Genomic DNA, 15,258 nt, shown 5'->3' on the forward strand with positions numbered 1-15,258 from the left:
AAAGACATAGTATTCAATCAGGGCTGCTACAGACTGAGCATTCTGGATCTTTTCTATAACCCATCAGCCGCTGCTGCATCTGACTACCATCCCATATAAGCAGTTTATTTGTCAGTGGATTTTTGGTTAATCCCAAATATTGCAAGGCGGTATTGGCTTGCAGGTTACCCATAACCGCAGTGGTACTCGCAAGCACACCTGAATTGGCACAAGTCAGCTCATCGGCAGCCTCATCATGCACAAGCGCGCCAAACACGCAATGATAGCAACCTGTGTCCAGATGTGGCTCAAACAGCGCCAGTTGCCCTTGCATCGCAATTGCTGAAGCAGATAATAATGGAATCCGATAATGGACGCTAATGCGATTGATGACGTCACGAGTCGCAAAATTATCCGTACAGTCTAGTAATAAGTCTGGCTTACCAGAGGCTAGATTGAGCAACTCATAAGCATTGTCTTCATCTAACCGCGCCACGGTGCCGTAAGCTTCTATCAAAGGGTTGATGCGCGCCAGCATAGCCGCTGCTGTCAGCGCTTTGGACTGACCGATATCTTCTGGCAAAAACAGCGTTTGCCGTTGCAGATTGCTTGCCTCGATCGCATCATCGTCAATCAGATGCACATAACCAACCCCTGCACGCACCAGTGTCTCAGACGCTGGACAACCAAGGCCGCCTGCGCCTATTATCACCACGCGTGCTGACTTTAATCGCAGCTGAGCATCCATATCCCAACCGTCGAGTAGTATTTGCCGTGCATAACGGAGCAGCTCATCATCAGATAGCTGTGCCAAATCGTCTGCCATATTTTTTGCAACCTATGATTAAAAATGTCTATCCATAAAGCCTATTTATGGATATTGCCCTACTGTGACACGATCATTACCACCGTAATCTTGTACCGTGTGTACTGACTCAAAACCATTCTCCAAAAATAACCGTCGAACCGCAACCCCTTGGTCATGGCCATGCTCGATAGCCAGCAGTCCTTTTTTGCACAAATAAGACGGTGCCTGCTGGACAATATGCTCGATATCAGCCAAACCATGATTGGGTGCACTGAGCGCACTAATCGGTTCAGCGGTTAGACCTGCCAAATGCTCGTCTGCCTCATCAATATAAGGCGGATTTGAGACAATCACATCAAACCGACATTCGTCATCAGTAGGTAACGCTTGATACCAACTGCTTTGGATAAATTCAATATTAGTGACACCATTAATATCCGCATTATGCCGAGCAATATCGAGCGCCTCAAGCGACAAATCAACGGCGACCACTTGCCAATTGTCTTTTTTTAATTCATGAGCCAAACTGACAGCAATACAACCTGAGCCTGTACCCAATTCAAGTAAGCGCTTATGAGGATTAGATACTGGCTGAGCATTGATCCAATTCAATACTTGCTCGACCAATACCTCGGTATCGGGTCTGGGGATCAAGGTGTGCTCATTGACCACAAAATTCAGCGACCAAAATGCTTGCTGACCCGTCAAATAAGCGAGCGGCATCCCTTCTTGCATTTTAACCATACCAGTATAAAACCGCCTTTGCTCACTCTCTGTCAGCTGATAATCTTCATCAGTAATCAAAAATAGTGAAGGTTTATCAATAACATATAGCAGCCAATCCGTTGGCCAAAACGATGGTATCTGACGATTTGTCTCACCATTCGTCAGTTGCCCAATTTGCTGCTTTATTTGACGAATGGTCAATGCGGTCATAAGTCACTCTTAAAGATATCGTAAATAAAGATAAAAGTACTGCCAATGCTACTCTGAAGCGCGCGGTGGCTCATTGGTATCGGTCAGGTTTGGATTTGCCTTTGTTAATTTGTCATTATCACCGTATATATCGTCATTATCACCAATCACAATGTGTTTATCGACCAGATAAATTAAGATCAAAATTGGCATACCAATCGCAAAGGTAAAAATAAAGAAAAACGGATAGCCCATATTGTCTACAACAGCACCAGAGTAACCACCCATCACCTTAGGTAGCAACGTCATTAATGAGGAGAAAATAGCATACTGTACCGCGGTAAAACGAATCGAGGTCAAGGCAGATAAGAACGCGATAAATACCGCACTGGCAAGACCTGCTGCCAGATTATCGAAAATCACGGCCACGTACATATGCGGTAAGCTACCAGGGTTGTAAGTGAGCAGGACAAATAATAAATTCGTCACACAAGCCAGTATGGCACCAATCATCATCGCCTGCATCATGCGCATCTTTTGAGCCAAAATACCGCCCAAAAAACCACCCGCAATAACCATGATGACACCAACCAGTTTCACTGCATTGGCAATGTCTGTCTTACTAAAACCCATGTCTTGATAAAAGACGTTCGAGATGACCCCTGCTACGATATCAGAAATGCGGTATAAACCAATCAAGGCCAGTAGCAATAATGCTTTTTTGCCATAACGACGGAAAAAATCAACGACTGGTTCGACCCAAGTGGTATAAGCCATTTCTTGTTTGACCACGCCCACTTTGACAGACAGGTAACCCACAACTGATGCCACCAGTAAGCTGGCTAACAGGTGAACCACTTCGAGTACAAAGGCAAACATCACACTGTCTGTCTCTGGCAGTAACGCACCAACATTGACAAAAGCAATGATAAAAGCGACGACCGACAATACAAATACCAATACCAAACGGGCATAGTCAGAGGCGGGACGATCAATACGTATCTGCTCGCTCACAGGCTCCCGAATTATCAGCGTGGTCACCACACCTACGCCCATCACTGCTGCCATGATCCAATAAGTATTGCGCCATGCTTCGTAACTATAAAACTCTTCAGTCGAACCGAAATAATCTGCCAAATAGAGCGCACCTGCGCCTGCAAAAATCATCCCTAAACGGTAGCCTGCGGTATACATCGCTGACAATACTGACTGAAAACTAGCAGGGGCAAGCTCAATACGATAGGCATCGACCACAATATCTTGCGTGGCGGATGAAAAGCCCAATAGCACGGCTGCCATGGCCATATAGTGCAAACTGCTCTCATCGGTCGGATTGATGCTGGCCATCATATAAATCGCCAAAATAATCAAGAGCTGTGCGATCAAAATCCAACTACGACGACGGCCCAGTAATCTAGTCAATATCGGTAGCGGCACCGCATCCACTAAGGGCGCCCAAATGAACTTGAACGAATATCCCAATGCCGCCCAACTAAAGGTCGTCACCACGCTGCGATCAAACCCCGCCTCACGCAGCCATAACGATAGGCTGGAGAAGATAAGCAAAATAGGAATACCCGCTGCAAAACCCAAAAACAGCATGATCATAGCACGCCGATCCAGGTAGGCTTTTGCTGCCTCGCCCCATGATTTTTTGGCAATGGGAGGTTTGGGTGGTACAGATTTGACAGCAGACATAATAACTCACCAACAATTGAGACAAATAACACAACTGCGCACAATTTTTATCAATCTTTAGAATCAGTTATCCATCAAGAGATCGATAAAAATTGCTTTACGTTGCACCAATGCGTTTATTACAACAAAATCCAGTTATGGTACTTGAGAACCGCTACCTTGACTAGATGTTTTTGCACTAGCTCAGTATTGTCACGACTGCATATTGGCTTATATTGCCCAAAGGTAACGCAGATTATAATGAGGTTTCTATTAGGTTAAATCAGTCTGTGTTTGTCTTACTATATCCTCTCAATAAAGAGATCTGACAGCGCTTTTATTTATCGGTAATATGTAGATAGAGGTAGGATCAATACAAACTTGATCGGCTTATTACTGTCCTACCTAGTAGCAAGAGCAATGGCATTAATAGCAAGCTGGATGAGGTACTACACCAAGAATTAATGATTAATAATTTAAAACATATAATTTTTATATATTAGTTTTATAAATAAACAGTACTTCGTTATGCTCTATGTATCAACAATGATTATCTTAATTGACGGTTTGTTCTTTCTATTACCATAGCCTAGGAGTTTTGCCATGTCCGATTCAACCAACACCCCAACCGACAAAAACACCACGCAAGATACTGCCGGTTGCCCGATAAACCACCAAGGTAACAGCGACACCGCAACCAATACAACTTATGATCAAGGTGATGATAAGGGACCGACGATTCATAGTGAAAACGTTGATCAAACACACGCACCGCAGCGTCCTAGCATGGGCGGCTGTCCCGTCATGCATCAAGCGCATACTACCACCGCCTCTGCTGCGACTGACTGGTGGCCGAATAGCTTAAACCTAGACATATTGCATCAGCAAGACAAAAAGACTGACCCAATGGGAGCAGACTTTGATTATGCTAAAGCTTTCAAACAACTTGATTTAGAAGCCGTCAAAACCGATTTGAAAAACCTCATGACCGAATCACAAGAATGGTGGCCAGCAGATTGGGGTCATTATGGTGGCTTGATGATTCGTATGGCGTGGCATTCAGCGGGTACATATCGCGGTGCCGATGGTCGCGGTGGCTCTAATACTGGCAACCAACGTTTTGCGCCGCTAAATAGCTGGCCGGACAACGTCAACTTAGACAAAGCGCGTCGCCTACTATGGCCCATCAAGAAAAAGTACGGCAACAAACTGTCATGGGCTGATTTGATGATTTTGGCAGGCAACATGGCTTATGAGTCTATGGGCTTTAAAACGCTAGGCTTTGCTGGTGGTCGTGCTGATATTTGGCATCCAGAAAAAGACATCTACTGGGGTTCTGAACGCGAATGGCTGGCACCGACCGAAAACCGCTACGATAGCGATAAAAACCGTGCATCCCTCGAAAACCCACTAGCAGCGGTACAAATGGGCTTAATCTATGTCAACCCTGAAGGCGTCGACGGCAACCCTGACCCATTGAAAACCGCTCAAGATATGCGTACGACGTTTGCGCGTATGTCAATGAATGATGAAGAAACGGTTGCTTTGACCGCGGGTGGTCATACCGTTGGTAAGTGTCACGGTAATGGCGATGCGACCACACTAGAAGACGAGCCAGAAGCGGCGGATGTCAAAGAGCAAGGCCTAGGCTGGCGCAATCCTAAAGGTAATGGCAATGCCGGTGATACCGTCTCAAGTGGTATCGAAGGCGCGTGGACCACCAATCCAACTCAGTGGGATCACGGCTATTTTGAGCTACTCTTGCACCACAACTGGGCATTAGCCAAAAGTCCAGCAGGTGCATGGCAGTGGGAGCCGACTGACATAAAAGAAGAAGATCGTCCATTAGATGCTCATGATCCCAGTGTCCGCCGTAATCCGATCATGACTGATGCTGACATGGCACTGATTAAAGATCCTGTTTATCGTGAGATTTCAGAGAAATTCCATAACGACCCAGCGTATTTTGATGAAGTATTTGCAAGAGCATGGTTTAAATTAACTCACCGCGATCTAGGGCCTAAATCTCGTTACTTAGGGGCAGATGTACCGAGCGAAGACTTTATCTGGCAGGACCCTATTCCAGCAGGCAATGCAGACTTGAATGCTAATGATATTGCAGCGCTAAAATCGCAAATATTGGACAGTGATTTGAGCCGCCGTGAGTTGATCGTTACGGCATGGGACAGCGCACGTACATTCCGCGCATCAGACTATCGCGGCGGTGCAAATGGCGCACGTATCCGCTTAGCCCCGCAAAAGGACTGGGCAGGTAATGAGCCAGAGCAGCTGCAACGTGTGCTTGAGACATTAACCAGCATTCAGTCTGACTTTGATAAAGACGTGAGCTTGGCCGATTTGATTGTGCTTGCTGGTAATACTGCTATTGAGCAGGCAGCAAACGATGCAGGCATAGAGGTTACGGTACCATTTACCGCAGGTCGCGGTGATGCAGAAGCGGCAATGACCGATACCGAATCTTTTGCAGACTTAGAGCCTTTGCATGACGGCTATCGCAACTGGGTCAAAGAAGACTATGCGGTCTCTCCTGAAGAGATGCTGCTCGATCGCACGCAGCTAATGGGATTGACAGCGCCTGAGATGGTGGTATTGATCGGCGGTATGCGCGTCCTTGATACCAACCATGGGCAGAGCCAACAAGGCGTCTTCACTGACCGTGCTGGTGTACTAACCAACGACTTCTTTGTCAACTTGACCGACATGAACTACACGTGGCATCCCGTGAAAACAGGTGACGAGCCAAGCAACACGGTCAATAGTTACGAAATACGTGAGCGTAGTACCGGTAATACCAAATGGCAAGCCAGCCGTGTGGATTTGGTATTTGGCTCAAACTCTATCTTGCGTGCTTATGCTGAGCTATATGCGCAGGACGATAACTTAGAGAAATTCGTTCGTGATTTCGTTAGCGCTTGGAGTAAAGTCATGAATGCGGATCGTTACGATATCGCCAAATAAGTCTGGTTCGCCAAACTGATTGGTCATAGATGAGTATATAGATGATGAGCAGCTGTCTTTTAGAAGGCAGCTGTTTTTATGTTTGTGTCTAACACAATAGCTAGTACTATTTTGGTTGTTTTGCCTTGATAAAATAGAGACTTATAACTAATATTAAAAATCCTACTCCTATATTCATAATTATCATAAATTGATAGCTATTTATTATATACAAGAATAAAACCTTTGTTTTACACTAGCCTTTTACGGCATACTTATACGTTTTTACTTTCATATACAGACCTTTTTAATACAGATAAGGTTGGTATCGTCATACAATAGGATTCAGTAATGGCAATTGATGTAGTGGTCAACCAGCGACATTTACAAATTCAGCTCAAGCAGCTGGAAACAGTATGGCATACGGTGATCAATGGCTATAACTTAAGTCAAGCAGCCACGGTGCTACATACCAGTCAATCGAGCTTGTCAAAGCATATCGCAGCACTTGAGAATCAGCTAAAGACCGAAGTATTTATTCGTCAAGGAAAGCGGCTGACAGGTCTGACTACCATGGGCACCGCGCTCATGCCACATATCGAATCTATCTTTGCCGAGATTCGTACCATTGAAAATCTGAGCCTAGATTTTAATAATCCTAATATTGGCACATTGACCATTGCGACGACCCACACGCAGGCACGCTATGTGCTGCCGAAGGTGGTTAAAGAATTCAAAGAGCGATTTCCCAAAGTCAATTTGATCTTGCAACAGGCCGATCCTGAGACCATCGCGCAGATGGTCATTCGTGGTCAGGCTGATATCGGCATCGCAACGGAGTCTTTGCTACACAACAACTATCTTAGATGCTACCGCTATTACGACTGGACGCATCGCGTCATCGTGCCAAGCGATCACGAACTTGCCAAGCAAGATTCTATCGACTTGCCTACCCTCGCAAGCTATCCCATTGTGACTTATCACGGCGGCTTTACTGGACGCGGCGCGATTGATAATACCTTTGAGGCCGCAGGTTTGGAGCCAGATATTGTGTTAGCAGCACTTGATGCGGATGTGATTAGCACCTATGTAGGACTTGGCTTAGGCATTGGTATCATTGCCGAGATGGCCTTTGAACCAAGTCACTATCAAAACCTAACCGCCATCCCCGTCGATCATTTTGGACGGTTTACCAGTTGGATGGCAGTACGCGATGATGCTGAGGTTCGCCAGTATGGCCGCGCCTTTATGGAGCTGTGTCAGAAACAATTTGACAACTAAACAAAGCGGCTAAAGCGTCTGTCCTACCTTACCCCTCCTTTACCGAGCTTATGCATAAGTGATAAAATACAGTCTCAAACGTTATTTAACGTTTGATTTCGTTTTTATTCCTGCATGTATTGCTGGACGCCTAGACATTGATTTGTACTGGGTGTCGATCACTGCATGTCCATTTGCTTCTATGTAACAGGTGATACCGCTCATGGAAAAACTCGTAGCGATCATTATGGCAGTTTTTGCCGTCCCTTTGCTTATTGGCGGCGCTTATCTGCTCTCTTTAGGCGGTAGTCCTTACTATCTTTTTGCTGGCGCAACGATGCTTGCGACCGCTTTTTTGTTGTTCAAAAAACACTGGAGCGCTTACGGGGTGTACGCGATATTTATCGTTGTGACACTAGTATGGTCGCTTTGGGAATCTGGATTTTATTGGTGGGCGCTGGCAACTCGCTTGGGTTTCCCACTAATATTTGGTTTATTAATGCTTTTACCGTGGGTCTCTAAGAAGATGCACGGGAAACACGCTCAAGTAACAACCACAAACAACGTTAAGAAAAGTCCTCTTTATTATTGGGGACTAATGGCCAGTGTGGTTGTGGGCGCACTGCTCTCTTTCGGTAGTATGGCCAATAATGCCACCGACAAATTGGGCGAGCTCGATTTAACTGCCAAAGATGACGGCGATCAAAATGCCACTTCTACCAACCTTGGCGACCCATTATCAAATGGCGAGCAAACACCAGATGGTGAGTGGAGCGCCTATGGCCGTACTAACTATGGCCAACGCTATTCTCCTCTGGCTCAGATCAACACTGATAATGTCAAAGATTTAGAACTCGCTTGGCAAATCCAAACCGGTGATGTCAAAGGTCCTAATGATATTGGCGAAACCACTTATCAAGCAACCCCACTAAAGATCGGCAACGCTCTTTATATGTGTACGCCGCATAACTGGGTGCTGGCATTAGATGCCGACTCTGGTGAGACTCTATGGAAGTTCGATCCTAAGGTTGGCGAAAACCTCCAGCGTCAGCATCAAACTTGCCGCGGTGTCTCTTATTACGCTGGTCAAGCTGGTACAAACAGCACTACGCCAGCAGCTAATGCTAATACCGAGACAGCTAGCGATAGCGCCGTCAGTGACACCACTGATAATAACGTAGTAGCGGCTAATAAACCGGCTGCGACTGGCGATACATTGGTGCAAAAAATTGCTGGGAATACCTTTGAAAATCCCTCCAAGCAATGCGATGCCAAGATATTTATCCCAACCTCTGATGCCAAGCTATATGCCCTCGATCCAAAAACGGGACAACGCTGTCAAGACTTTGGTGAAGATGGCGCATTAGATTTGATGCACAACATGCCGTTCCAGCAAGCAGGCTACTATTACTCAACATCTGCCCCAGTGGTTGCAGGTGGGGTTATTATTGTCGCTGGTGCTGTTAACGACAACTACGATGTAAACTCACCCTCTGGTGTGATCCGTGCTTATGACGTGAATACTGGCGAGCTTATGTGGAACTGGGATTCAGGTGATCCTGACAACACAGCCCCTTTTGATGTCAATGATCCAACTCAAGTCTATCGCACCAGCTCGCCAAACTCATGGTCGACTGCCAGTGCTGATGAAGAGCTTGGTTTGGCCTACTTCCCAATGGGCAATCGCACGCCCGATCAGCTCGGTAGCTATCGTAATGCTGCTGAAGAAAAGTATGCAACCTCTGTGGTCGCACTAGATCTGAAAACTGGTGAAGCGCGCTGGGTACAGCAGTTTGTCCATCATGATCTTTGGGATATGGATACGCCTGCGCAGCCAACATTGCTTGACTTAAATACCGCTGATGGTGTCCAGCCTGCATTGGTGGTACCGACTAAACAAGGCGATGTCTACGTCTTGAACCGTGCAACAGGCGAGCCTATTGTACCTATCAAAGAACGTGATGCACCGCAAGGCTATCTCATTGCTGGTGAACATGCATCGCCTACACAGCCTTACTCTGGTCTGAGCTTTGCGCCTGAGAAACTGACTGAAAAAGATATGTGGGGCGCAAGTCTCATCGATCAGATGATGTGCCGTATTGAGTTCAACAAACTCAACTACGACGGCCGCTATACACCGCCATCAACCAACGGTACGTTAGTCTATCCTGGTAACTTTGGTACCTTTAACTGGGGCGGACTCGCTGTCGATCCTGAAAATGGCGTGATGTTCGGTATGCCAACTTACCTTGCCTTTACCTCAAAACTCATCCCTAAAGACACACTTGGCGATGTTGAGACCAATAAAGGTGAACAAGGTGTGAATGCCAATGAAGGCGCAGACTATGCGGTAGAGATGGGACCATTCTTATCACCACTTGGTGTACCTTGTCAGCAGCCACCATGGGGTACGATCGCAGGTGCTGATCTGGCCACAGGCGAGATTGCGTATCAGCGCAAAAACGGTACTGTACAGGACTTATCTCCTATTCCAATCAAGTTTGAATTGGGGGTACCTGGTATTGGTGGACCTATCATCACTAAAGGTGGCGTCGCATTCTTGTCAGCAGCAACAGAAAACAACTTCCGTGCTTATGATTTGAAAAATGGCGATGTCCTATGGAATGTACGTATTCCAGCAGGTGGTCAAGCTACACCTATGACCTACTTGAACTCTAAAGGTGAGCAGATGGTGGTATTGGTAGCTGGTGGACATGGTTCAGTAGGTACGAAGATCGGTGATTATGTGGTCGCTTATAAGCTTGGCAATCAAGCCAAATAAGTGATTTGAATAACTTACCATTTACATAATGTCATTTTAAAAAAGCAGGTAACTTAGGTTGCCTGCTTTTTTTATGTGCGACTGTTTTTGTTATACAAATACTTTTGATATAGATATGTTTGATAGCAAGCTTATCAGCAGCCTTATCTTTTGCTAGCTATACCTACTACCCACTAATGGCGCTTTGTTATGAATTATTACTGCTTGGTCACACGGCTTGAAATCGATAGTGGTGACAAGCATATCAAGAGAAAATAATTAATCACTCTACTGGATAATTTATGAATAACAAAATCCCTTTATCTTTTTTAGATCTAGCACCTGTACCTGAAGGCCATACCATCTCTGAAGGTATTGCTCAAACGGTACAAACCGCGCAGCAAGCAGAGAAGTCTGGCTTAAACCGTTACTGGATGGCAGAGCATCATAATATGCCAGGTATTGCCAGTGCAGCGACCTCAGTCCTACTGTCACATATCGGTAGCCAAACCAAGCGTATCCGTATTGGTGCGGGCGGTGTGATGCTACCGAATCATGCACCGCTCGTTATCGCTGAGCAATTTGGCACATTGCAGGCATTGTACGGAGACCGCGTTGATTTAGGCTTGGGCCGCGCACCGGGGACAGATGGCGCGACGTTTCAGGCGCTGCGTCGTCAGATGAAAGACGCTGAGCGTTTTCCACAAGATGTACAAGAACTGATGTACTTCTTGGGCAATGATACAGATGGCAGCCCTGTACAAGCATTTCCTGGTGCCAAATCAGGCATCCCTATCTGGATATTAGGCTCATCTTTATTTGGCGCAACCTTAGCTGCGCATTTAGGACTGCCCTATGTGTTTGCCTCTCATTTTGCTCCGCAAATGCTAGGACAAGCAATTAAAGCCTATCGTGAGCAGTTCAAGCCGTCTGCCTATTTAGATAAGCCTTATGTCATGCTGGCGGCAAATCTATTACTCGCTGATGATGACGAAACTGCCGAATATCACTTTACCTCAGCACAGCAGAGTTTTGTACGTTTGCGCCGCGGGGAGACAGGTCAGATGCCAAAACCTACACACGATATGGACAGCATCTGGAGCCAAGCTGAAAAAATGATGGTAGATAATGCACTTTCCGTCTCATTTATTGGTTCTGTCGAAACGGTCAAACCAAAATTGGCTGCGTTTTTGGCAACCCATCAACCAGATGAATTGATTGTAACCGCTAATGTACATAATCAAGCAGCGCGTATTCGTTCACTTGAACTTACACCGGAGCTAAACTTATTTACTTTACAATCAAATGAGACACTTGCATAATTATTGCCAAACCTTAACTGGATTTTTGACATGGAAGCAACTGCGGTTATCGGTGCATCACTTATGATTGGCTCGTCGATATTTATGTATATCTTGGCATTTCTTGCAGTCATGGCTATCGGTGGGTATCTGACCTACCGTACCAGTCCTAAGCGTAAGCAACGTCGAGAAGAAAAGCGTAACCGAGACAATATAAATTGACATTAAAAACCCCCTTTTTTCAAAATAGAAAAAAAGGGGTTTTTAGTATTACAACGACCAGTTGACGCTATGTCCAACAAAGCACTGACTATATAAGCTACATCAGACCAAGCGCACGTAATGCTGCCGCACCAAACGCCATGCCAAACATACCAACCACCGTCGTAAACGCCAAAATATTGGCCGCCAATATGTCATTACCCCCCATCGCTTTTGCCATGACATAACTGGCCGCTGCGGCTGGTGATGCCACCATCAAAAATAACACGCCCATATGGACGCCTGATAAACCAAATGCCAAACCAATCGCAATGGCGACGGTGGGTGCAATCACAATCCGACCAATACTTGCCTGCATAGATAACCCTGAGGCACTCAGCATCGATTTCAAATCAATACTAGCACCAGCGCAAATCAGTGCCAGCGGCAATGCAACCGCTGCTAATAGATCACCCGTTGTATGAATGACGCCTGTAAGCGGTGGCAATGGCAATGCCTTATAAGCGAATGCTGATAGCAATGCCAAAATAAGTGGGTTGGTAAAAACTTTTTTGAGTATCATCGTGCTGCGGCTAGTCAATGTGTCATCCACACTTTTGGAGACACGGCTCAAAGTGATGACCGCTAAAATATTAAACAGAATGGTCACCACGCCCATATAGACGGCACCAATACTCAAGCCGCGCTCGCCATAAGCATTGGCAACGGTTGCAAGGCCAATAATCGCCATATTACTACGGAAAATACCTTGTACGAACACGCCTTGGTCGGCAGGACGTTTGACGAAGCGTTTGGCATACAGCTCTGCGCCAATAAACAGCACAAACGTTACTAATATACCGACAAAAATAAGTTTAATCTGCTGACCATAATCGACATCACTATCAACCACACTAAAAAATAGCAAACACGGCAAGCAGTAATTAAAGACAAAGCTTGAGGCCTGATCAATAAAAATTTGGCTGGTTTCGCCGCGACTTTGCATAAAAAAACCCAACCACATTAAGGCAAGGTTGGGAAAGACAATAGTAATCGCAAAAACAATGGCATCAATCATAAATAGGCTCAATTCGATGACGAGCCCATCATGGTATGAGCATCAACGTGATAAATTAACAAATAGTATTTAAATATTACGACCTAGTATAAAGACAAAGTCGCAAGCAAGACAAGTTTGCATGCATTTTTCTTTTTATAATCACCAAAAAAAAACAAAAGCCCGCAATAATCTGTATTACGGGCTTTTACACTACACGTGATGTATAACAAAAAAGTGTATCGCATCGCTGTTACGAGTCTAGCGCCGCCTTGGCCTTTTTGTGCTTTTTGACCGTCATTGCCAACAGCTGTATGGCCGCTGGTGTCACCCCGCTGACGCGGCCTGCTTGTGCTAAAGTAGCAGGGCGAATTTGTGTGAGCTTCTGCACAATCTCATTTGATAGCCCTGATACCACACTATAGTCAAAATCTAGCGGCAGTGCTGTATTCTCTAAACGCTTCATCTGATCGATGTCTTCTTGCTGACGGTCGATATAGCCGGCGTATTTGACTGAAATCTCGATCTGCTCACCTACTTGTGCATCAACGGTTGAGTCAGTGATAGCAGCAATGTCCGCAAAACGTATCTGCGGACGCTTGAGCAAATCAAAGGCCGTTGCTTCTTTAGAGAGCACCTCACCTGTCTGCTCAGATAGTTTCTGACCCAAGGCATTTGTCGGCGTGGCCCACATGTCTTTTAGGCGTGACGTCTCTGTCGAGATCGCCTCCATTTTTTCTTGATATGCTTGCCAGCGCACATCATCTACCAGCCCTAGCTTGCGACCCGTCTCTGTCAAGCGCTGATCGGCATTGTCTTCACGTAGCAACAAACGATACTCTGCACGGCTCGTAAACATACGATAAGGCTCGGTCGTACCATGGGTGATCAAATCATCCACAAGTACGCCAAGATACGCTTCATCACGGCGCGGTGTCCACGTTTCAAACTCGCTGTTATTAGTCGTGACCAATGCGGCATTGGTCCCTGCTAGCAAACCCTGTACGCCCGCCTCTTCGTAGCCAGTCGTACCGTTAATTTGACCAGCAAAATACAAGCGATCAATCGACTTGGTCTCAAGCGTGGGCTTGAGGTTTTGTGGATCGAAGTAATCATATTCAATTGCATAGCCTGGACGCGTGATATGGGCGTTCTCAAGCCCTTTCATACTATGAATAAAATCTAACTGCACATCAAATGGCAAACTGGTTGAGATACCATTCGGATACAGCTCATGCGTGGTCAGACCTTCAGGCTCAATAAATATCTGATGGCTGTCTTTGTCCGCAAAACGGTGGATTTTATCTTCGATAGATGGACAATAACGTGGGCCCACGCCTTCGATTTTGCCAGAGAACATCGGTGAGCGGTCAAGGTTTTCGCGGATGATGTCGTGAGTACGCGCATTGGTATGCGTGATATAACAATTCACCTGCTCAGGATGCATAGAGACATCACCCATATAACTCATCACTGGCAGCGGCGTATCACCAGGTTGTACCGTCATCACGCTAAAATCAACGCTACGGGCGTCGATACGTGCTGGCGTGCCTGTTTTTAGGCGACCTACTGGCAATTTCAGCTCACGCAAGCGATCGGCGAGCTTGATAGAAGGCTGATCGCCTGCACGTCCGCCATTTGAGTTTTCTAGACCAATATGAATGACGCCGCCCAAGAAAGTCCCTGAGGTTAATACGACTGTTTCGGTCTTAAAAATAATACCTGTAGAGGTCACAACAGCTGTCGCACGGCCATTCTCTACTAAGATATCATCAGCGGCTTGCTGAAATATATCTAGGTTTGGTTGATTCTCTAACGTATGACGAATGGCAGCTTTATACAAGATACGGTCTGCTTGCGCACGTGTGGCACGCACAGCAGCGCCTTTACGGCTGTTTAGTACACGAAACTGGATACCTGCTTTGTCCGTTGCTAGCGCCATCGCGCCGCCTAATGCATCGATCTCACGCACCAGATGCGATTTGCCGATACCGCCAATCGCGGGATTACAGCTCATCTGACCAAGCGTCTCAATATTATGGGTCAATAATAAGGTCTGTGCGCCCATACGTGCTGCTGCCAGTGCAGCTTCTGTGCCAGCATGACCACCACCGATCACTATCACGTCGTAATGTTTTGGGTATTGCATGTTTGCCTCACTTGACTCATAACGCTGCCGATAGCCGTATTCTATGATAAAAGAATTCGGCTATCGACATACAAATGTCAGTCATATTTATAAAAGGATAACAACTTGGATAAGTCGTTCATAATTGGTTGAATAACCTAGGGCGTGTTGAACATTCGCAAATAGGCACTGCTGATCGCTAAAATTGTTCCA

At 46.0% G+C, this 15,258-nt stretch carries 10 protein-coding genes; 5 read left to right on the forward strand and 5 right to left on the reverse strand.

Annotated elements, in window-relative coordinates; all coding sequences use genetic code 11:
- Positions 1–13 precede the first annotated feature (13 nt).
- Genes L0G63_RS08125 through L0G63_RS08135 form a run of 3 tightly spaced genes read right to left on the reverse strand, consistent with a single transcriptional unit; the run spans position 14 to position 3,400 of the window.
- The gene (locus L0G63_RS08125) at positions 14–805 is read right to left on the reverse strand and encodes a HesA/MoeB/ThiF family protein (protein WP_301450192.1); all 792 of its coding nucleotides are present in this window, start codon (positions 803–805) and stop codon (positions 14–16) included.
- Positions 806–850: 45 nt separating this feature from the next.
- Positions 851–1,723: a peptide chain release factor N(5)-glutamine methyltransferase gene (gene prmC / locus L0G63_RS08130; protein ID WP_301450193.1), complete on the reverse strand. Its 873-nt coding sequence runs from the start codon at positions 1,721–1,723 to the stop codon at positions 851–853.
- Positions 1,724–1,771: 48 nt separating this feature from the next.
- Complete coding sequence (locus L0G63_RS08135; protein WP_301450194.1) at positions 1,772–3,400, reverse strand: MFS transporter; 1,629 nt, start codon at positions 3,398–3,400, stop codon at positions 1,772–1,774.
- A 765-nt stretch (positions 3,401–4,165) separates the two neighbouring features.
- Between L0G63_RS08135 and katG the strand changes: the two genes are divergently transcribed.
- From katG to L0G63_RS08160, 5 genes are all read left to right on the forward strand, one after another.
- The gene (gene katG / locus L0G63_RS08140; RefSeq protein WP_301450201.1) at positions 4,166–6,358 is read left to right on the forward strand and encodes a catalase/peroxidase HPI; all 2,193 of its coding nucleotides are present in this window, start codon (positions 4,166–4,168) and stop codon (positions 6,356–6,358) included.
- Positions 6,359–6,688: 330 nt separating this feature from the next.
- Positions 6,689–7,618 (forward strand): LysR substrate-binding domain-containing protein, encoded by a 930-nt coding sequence (locus L0G63_RS08145; protein WP_301450195.1) that lies wholly within the window; start codon positions 6,689–6,691, stop codon positions 7,616–7,618.
- A 202-nt stretch (positions 7,619–7,820) separates the two neighbouring features.
- Positions 7,821–10,379 carry a membrane-bound PQQ-dependent dehydrogenase, glucose/quinate/shikimate family gene (locus L0G63_RS08150; protein WP_301450196.1) on the forward strand — a complete coding sequence of 853 codons (2,559 nt, stop codon included), beginning with the start codon at positions 7,821–7,823 and terminating at the stop codon, positions 10,377–10,379.
- A 281-nt stretch (positions 10,380–10,660) separates the two neighbouring features.
- Positions 10,661–11,680 carry an LLM class flavin-dependent oxidoreductase gene (locus L0G63_RS08155; RefSeq protein ID WP_301450197.1) on the forward strand — a complete coding sequence of 340 codons (1,020 nt, stop codon included), beginning with the start codon at positions 10,661–10,663 and terminating at the stop codon, positions 11,678–11,680.
- Between the two features lie 30 nt (positions 11,681–11,710).
- On the forward strand, positions 11,711–11,881 hold the full coding sequence (locus L0G63_RS08160) for a hypothetical protein (protein ID WP_186474658.1): 171 nt from the start codon (positions 11,711–11,713) through the stop codon (positions 11,879–11,881).
- A 97-nt stretch (positions 11,882–11,978) separates the two neighbouring features.
- On the opposite strand, the gene L0G63_RS08165 is transcribed toward L0G63_RS08160, so the two are convergent.
- Together L0G63_RS08165 and mnmG are read right to left on the reverse strand one after the other, a co-directional pair.
- Entirely contained in the window at positions 11,979–12,938 is a 960-nt protein-coding gene (locus L0G63_RS08165; RefSeq protein ID WP_301450198.1) for an AEC family transporter, read from the reverse strand.
- A gap of 232 nt (positions 12,939–13,170) precedes the next feature.
- Entirely contained in the window at positions 13,171–15,066 is a 1,896-nt protein-coding gene (mnmG, locus tag L0G63_RS08170; RefSeq protein ID WP_301450199.1) for a tRNA uridine-5-carboxymethylaminomethyl(34) synthesis enzyme MnmG, read from the reverse strand.
- Positions 15,067–15,258: the final 192 nt, after the last annotated feature.

Origin of the sequence: Psychrobacter sp., from assembly GCF_030454045.1 — a bacterium.
In the GTDB taxonomy this organism is placed as follows: Bacteria; Pseudomonadota; Gammaproteobacteria; order Pseudomonadales; family Moraxellaceae; genus Psychrobacter.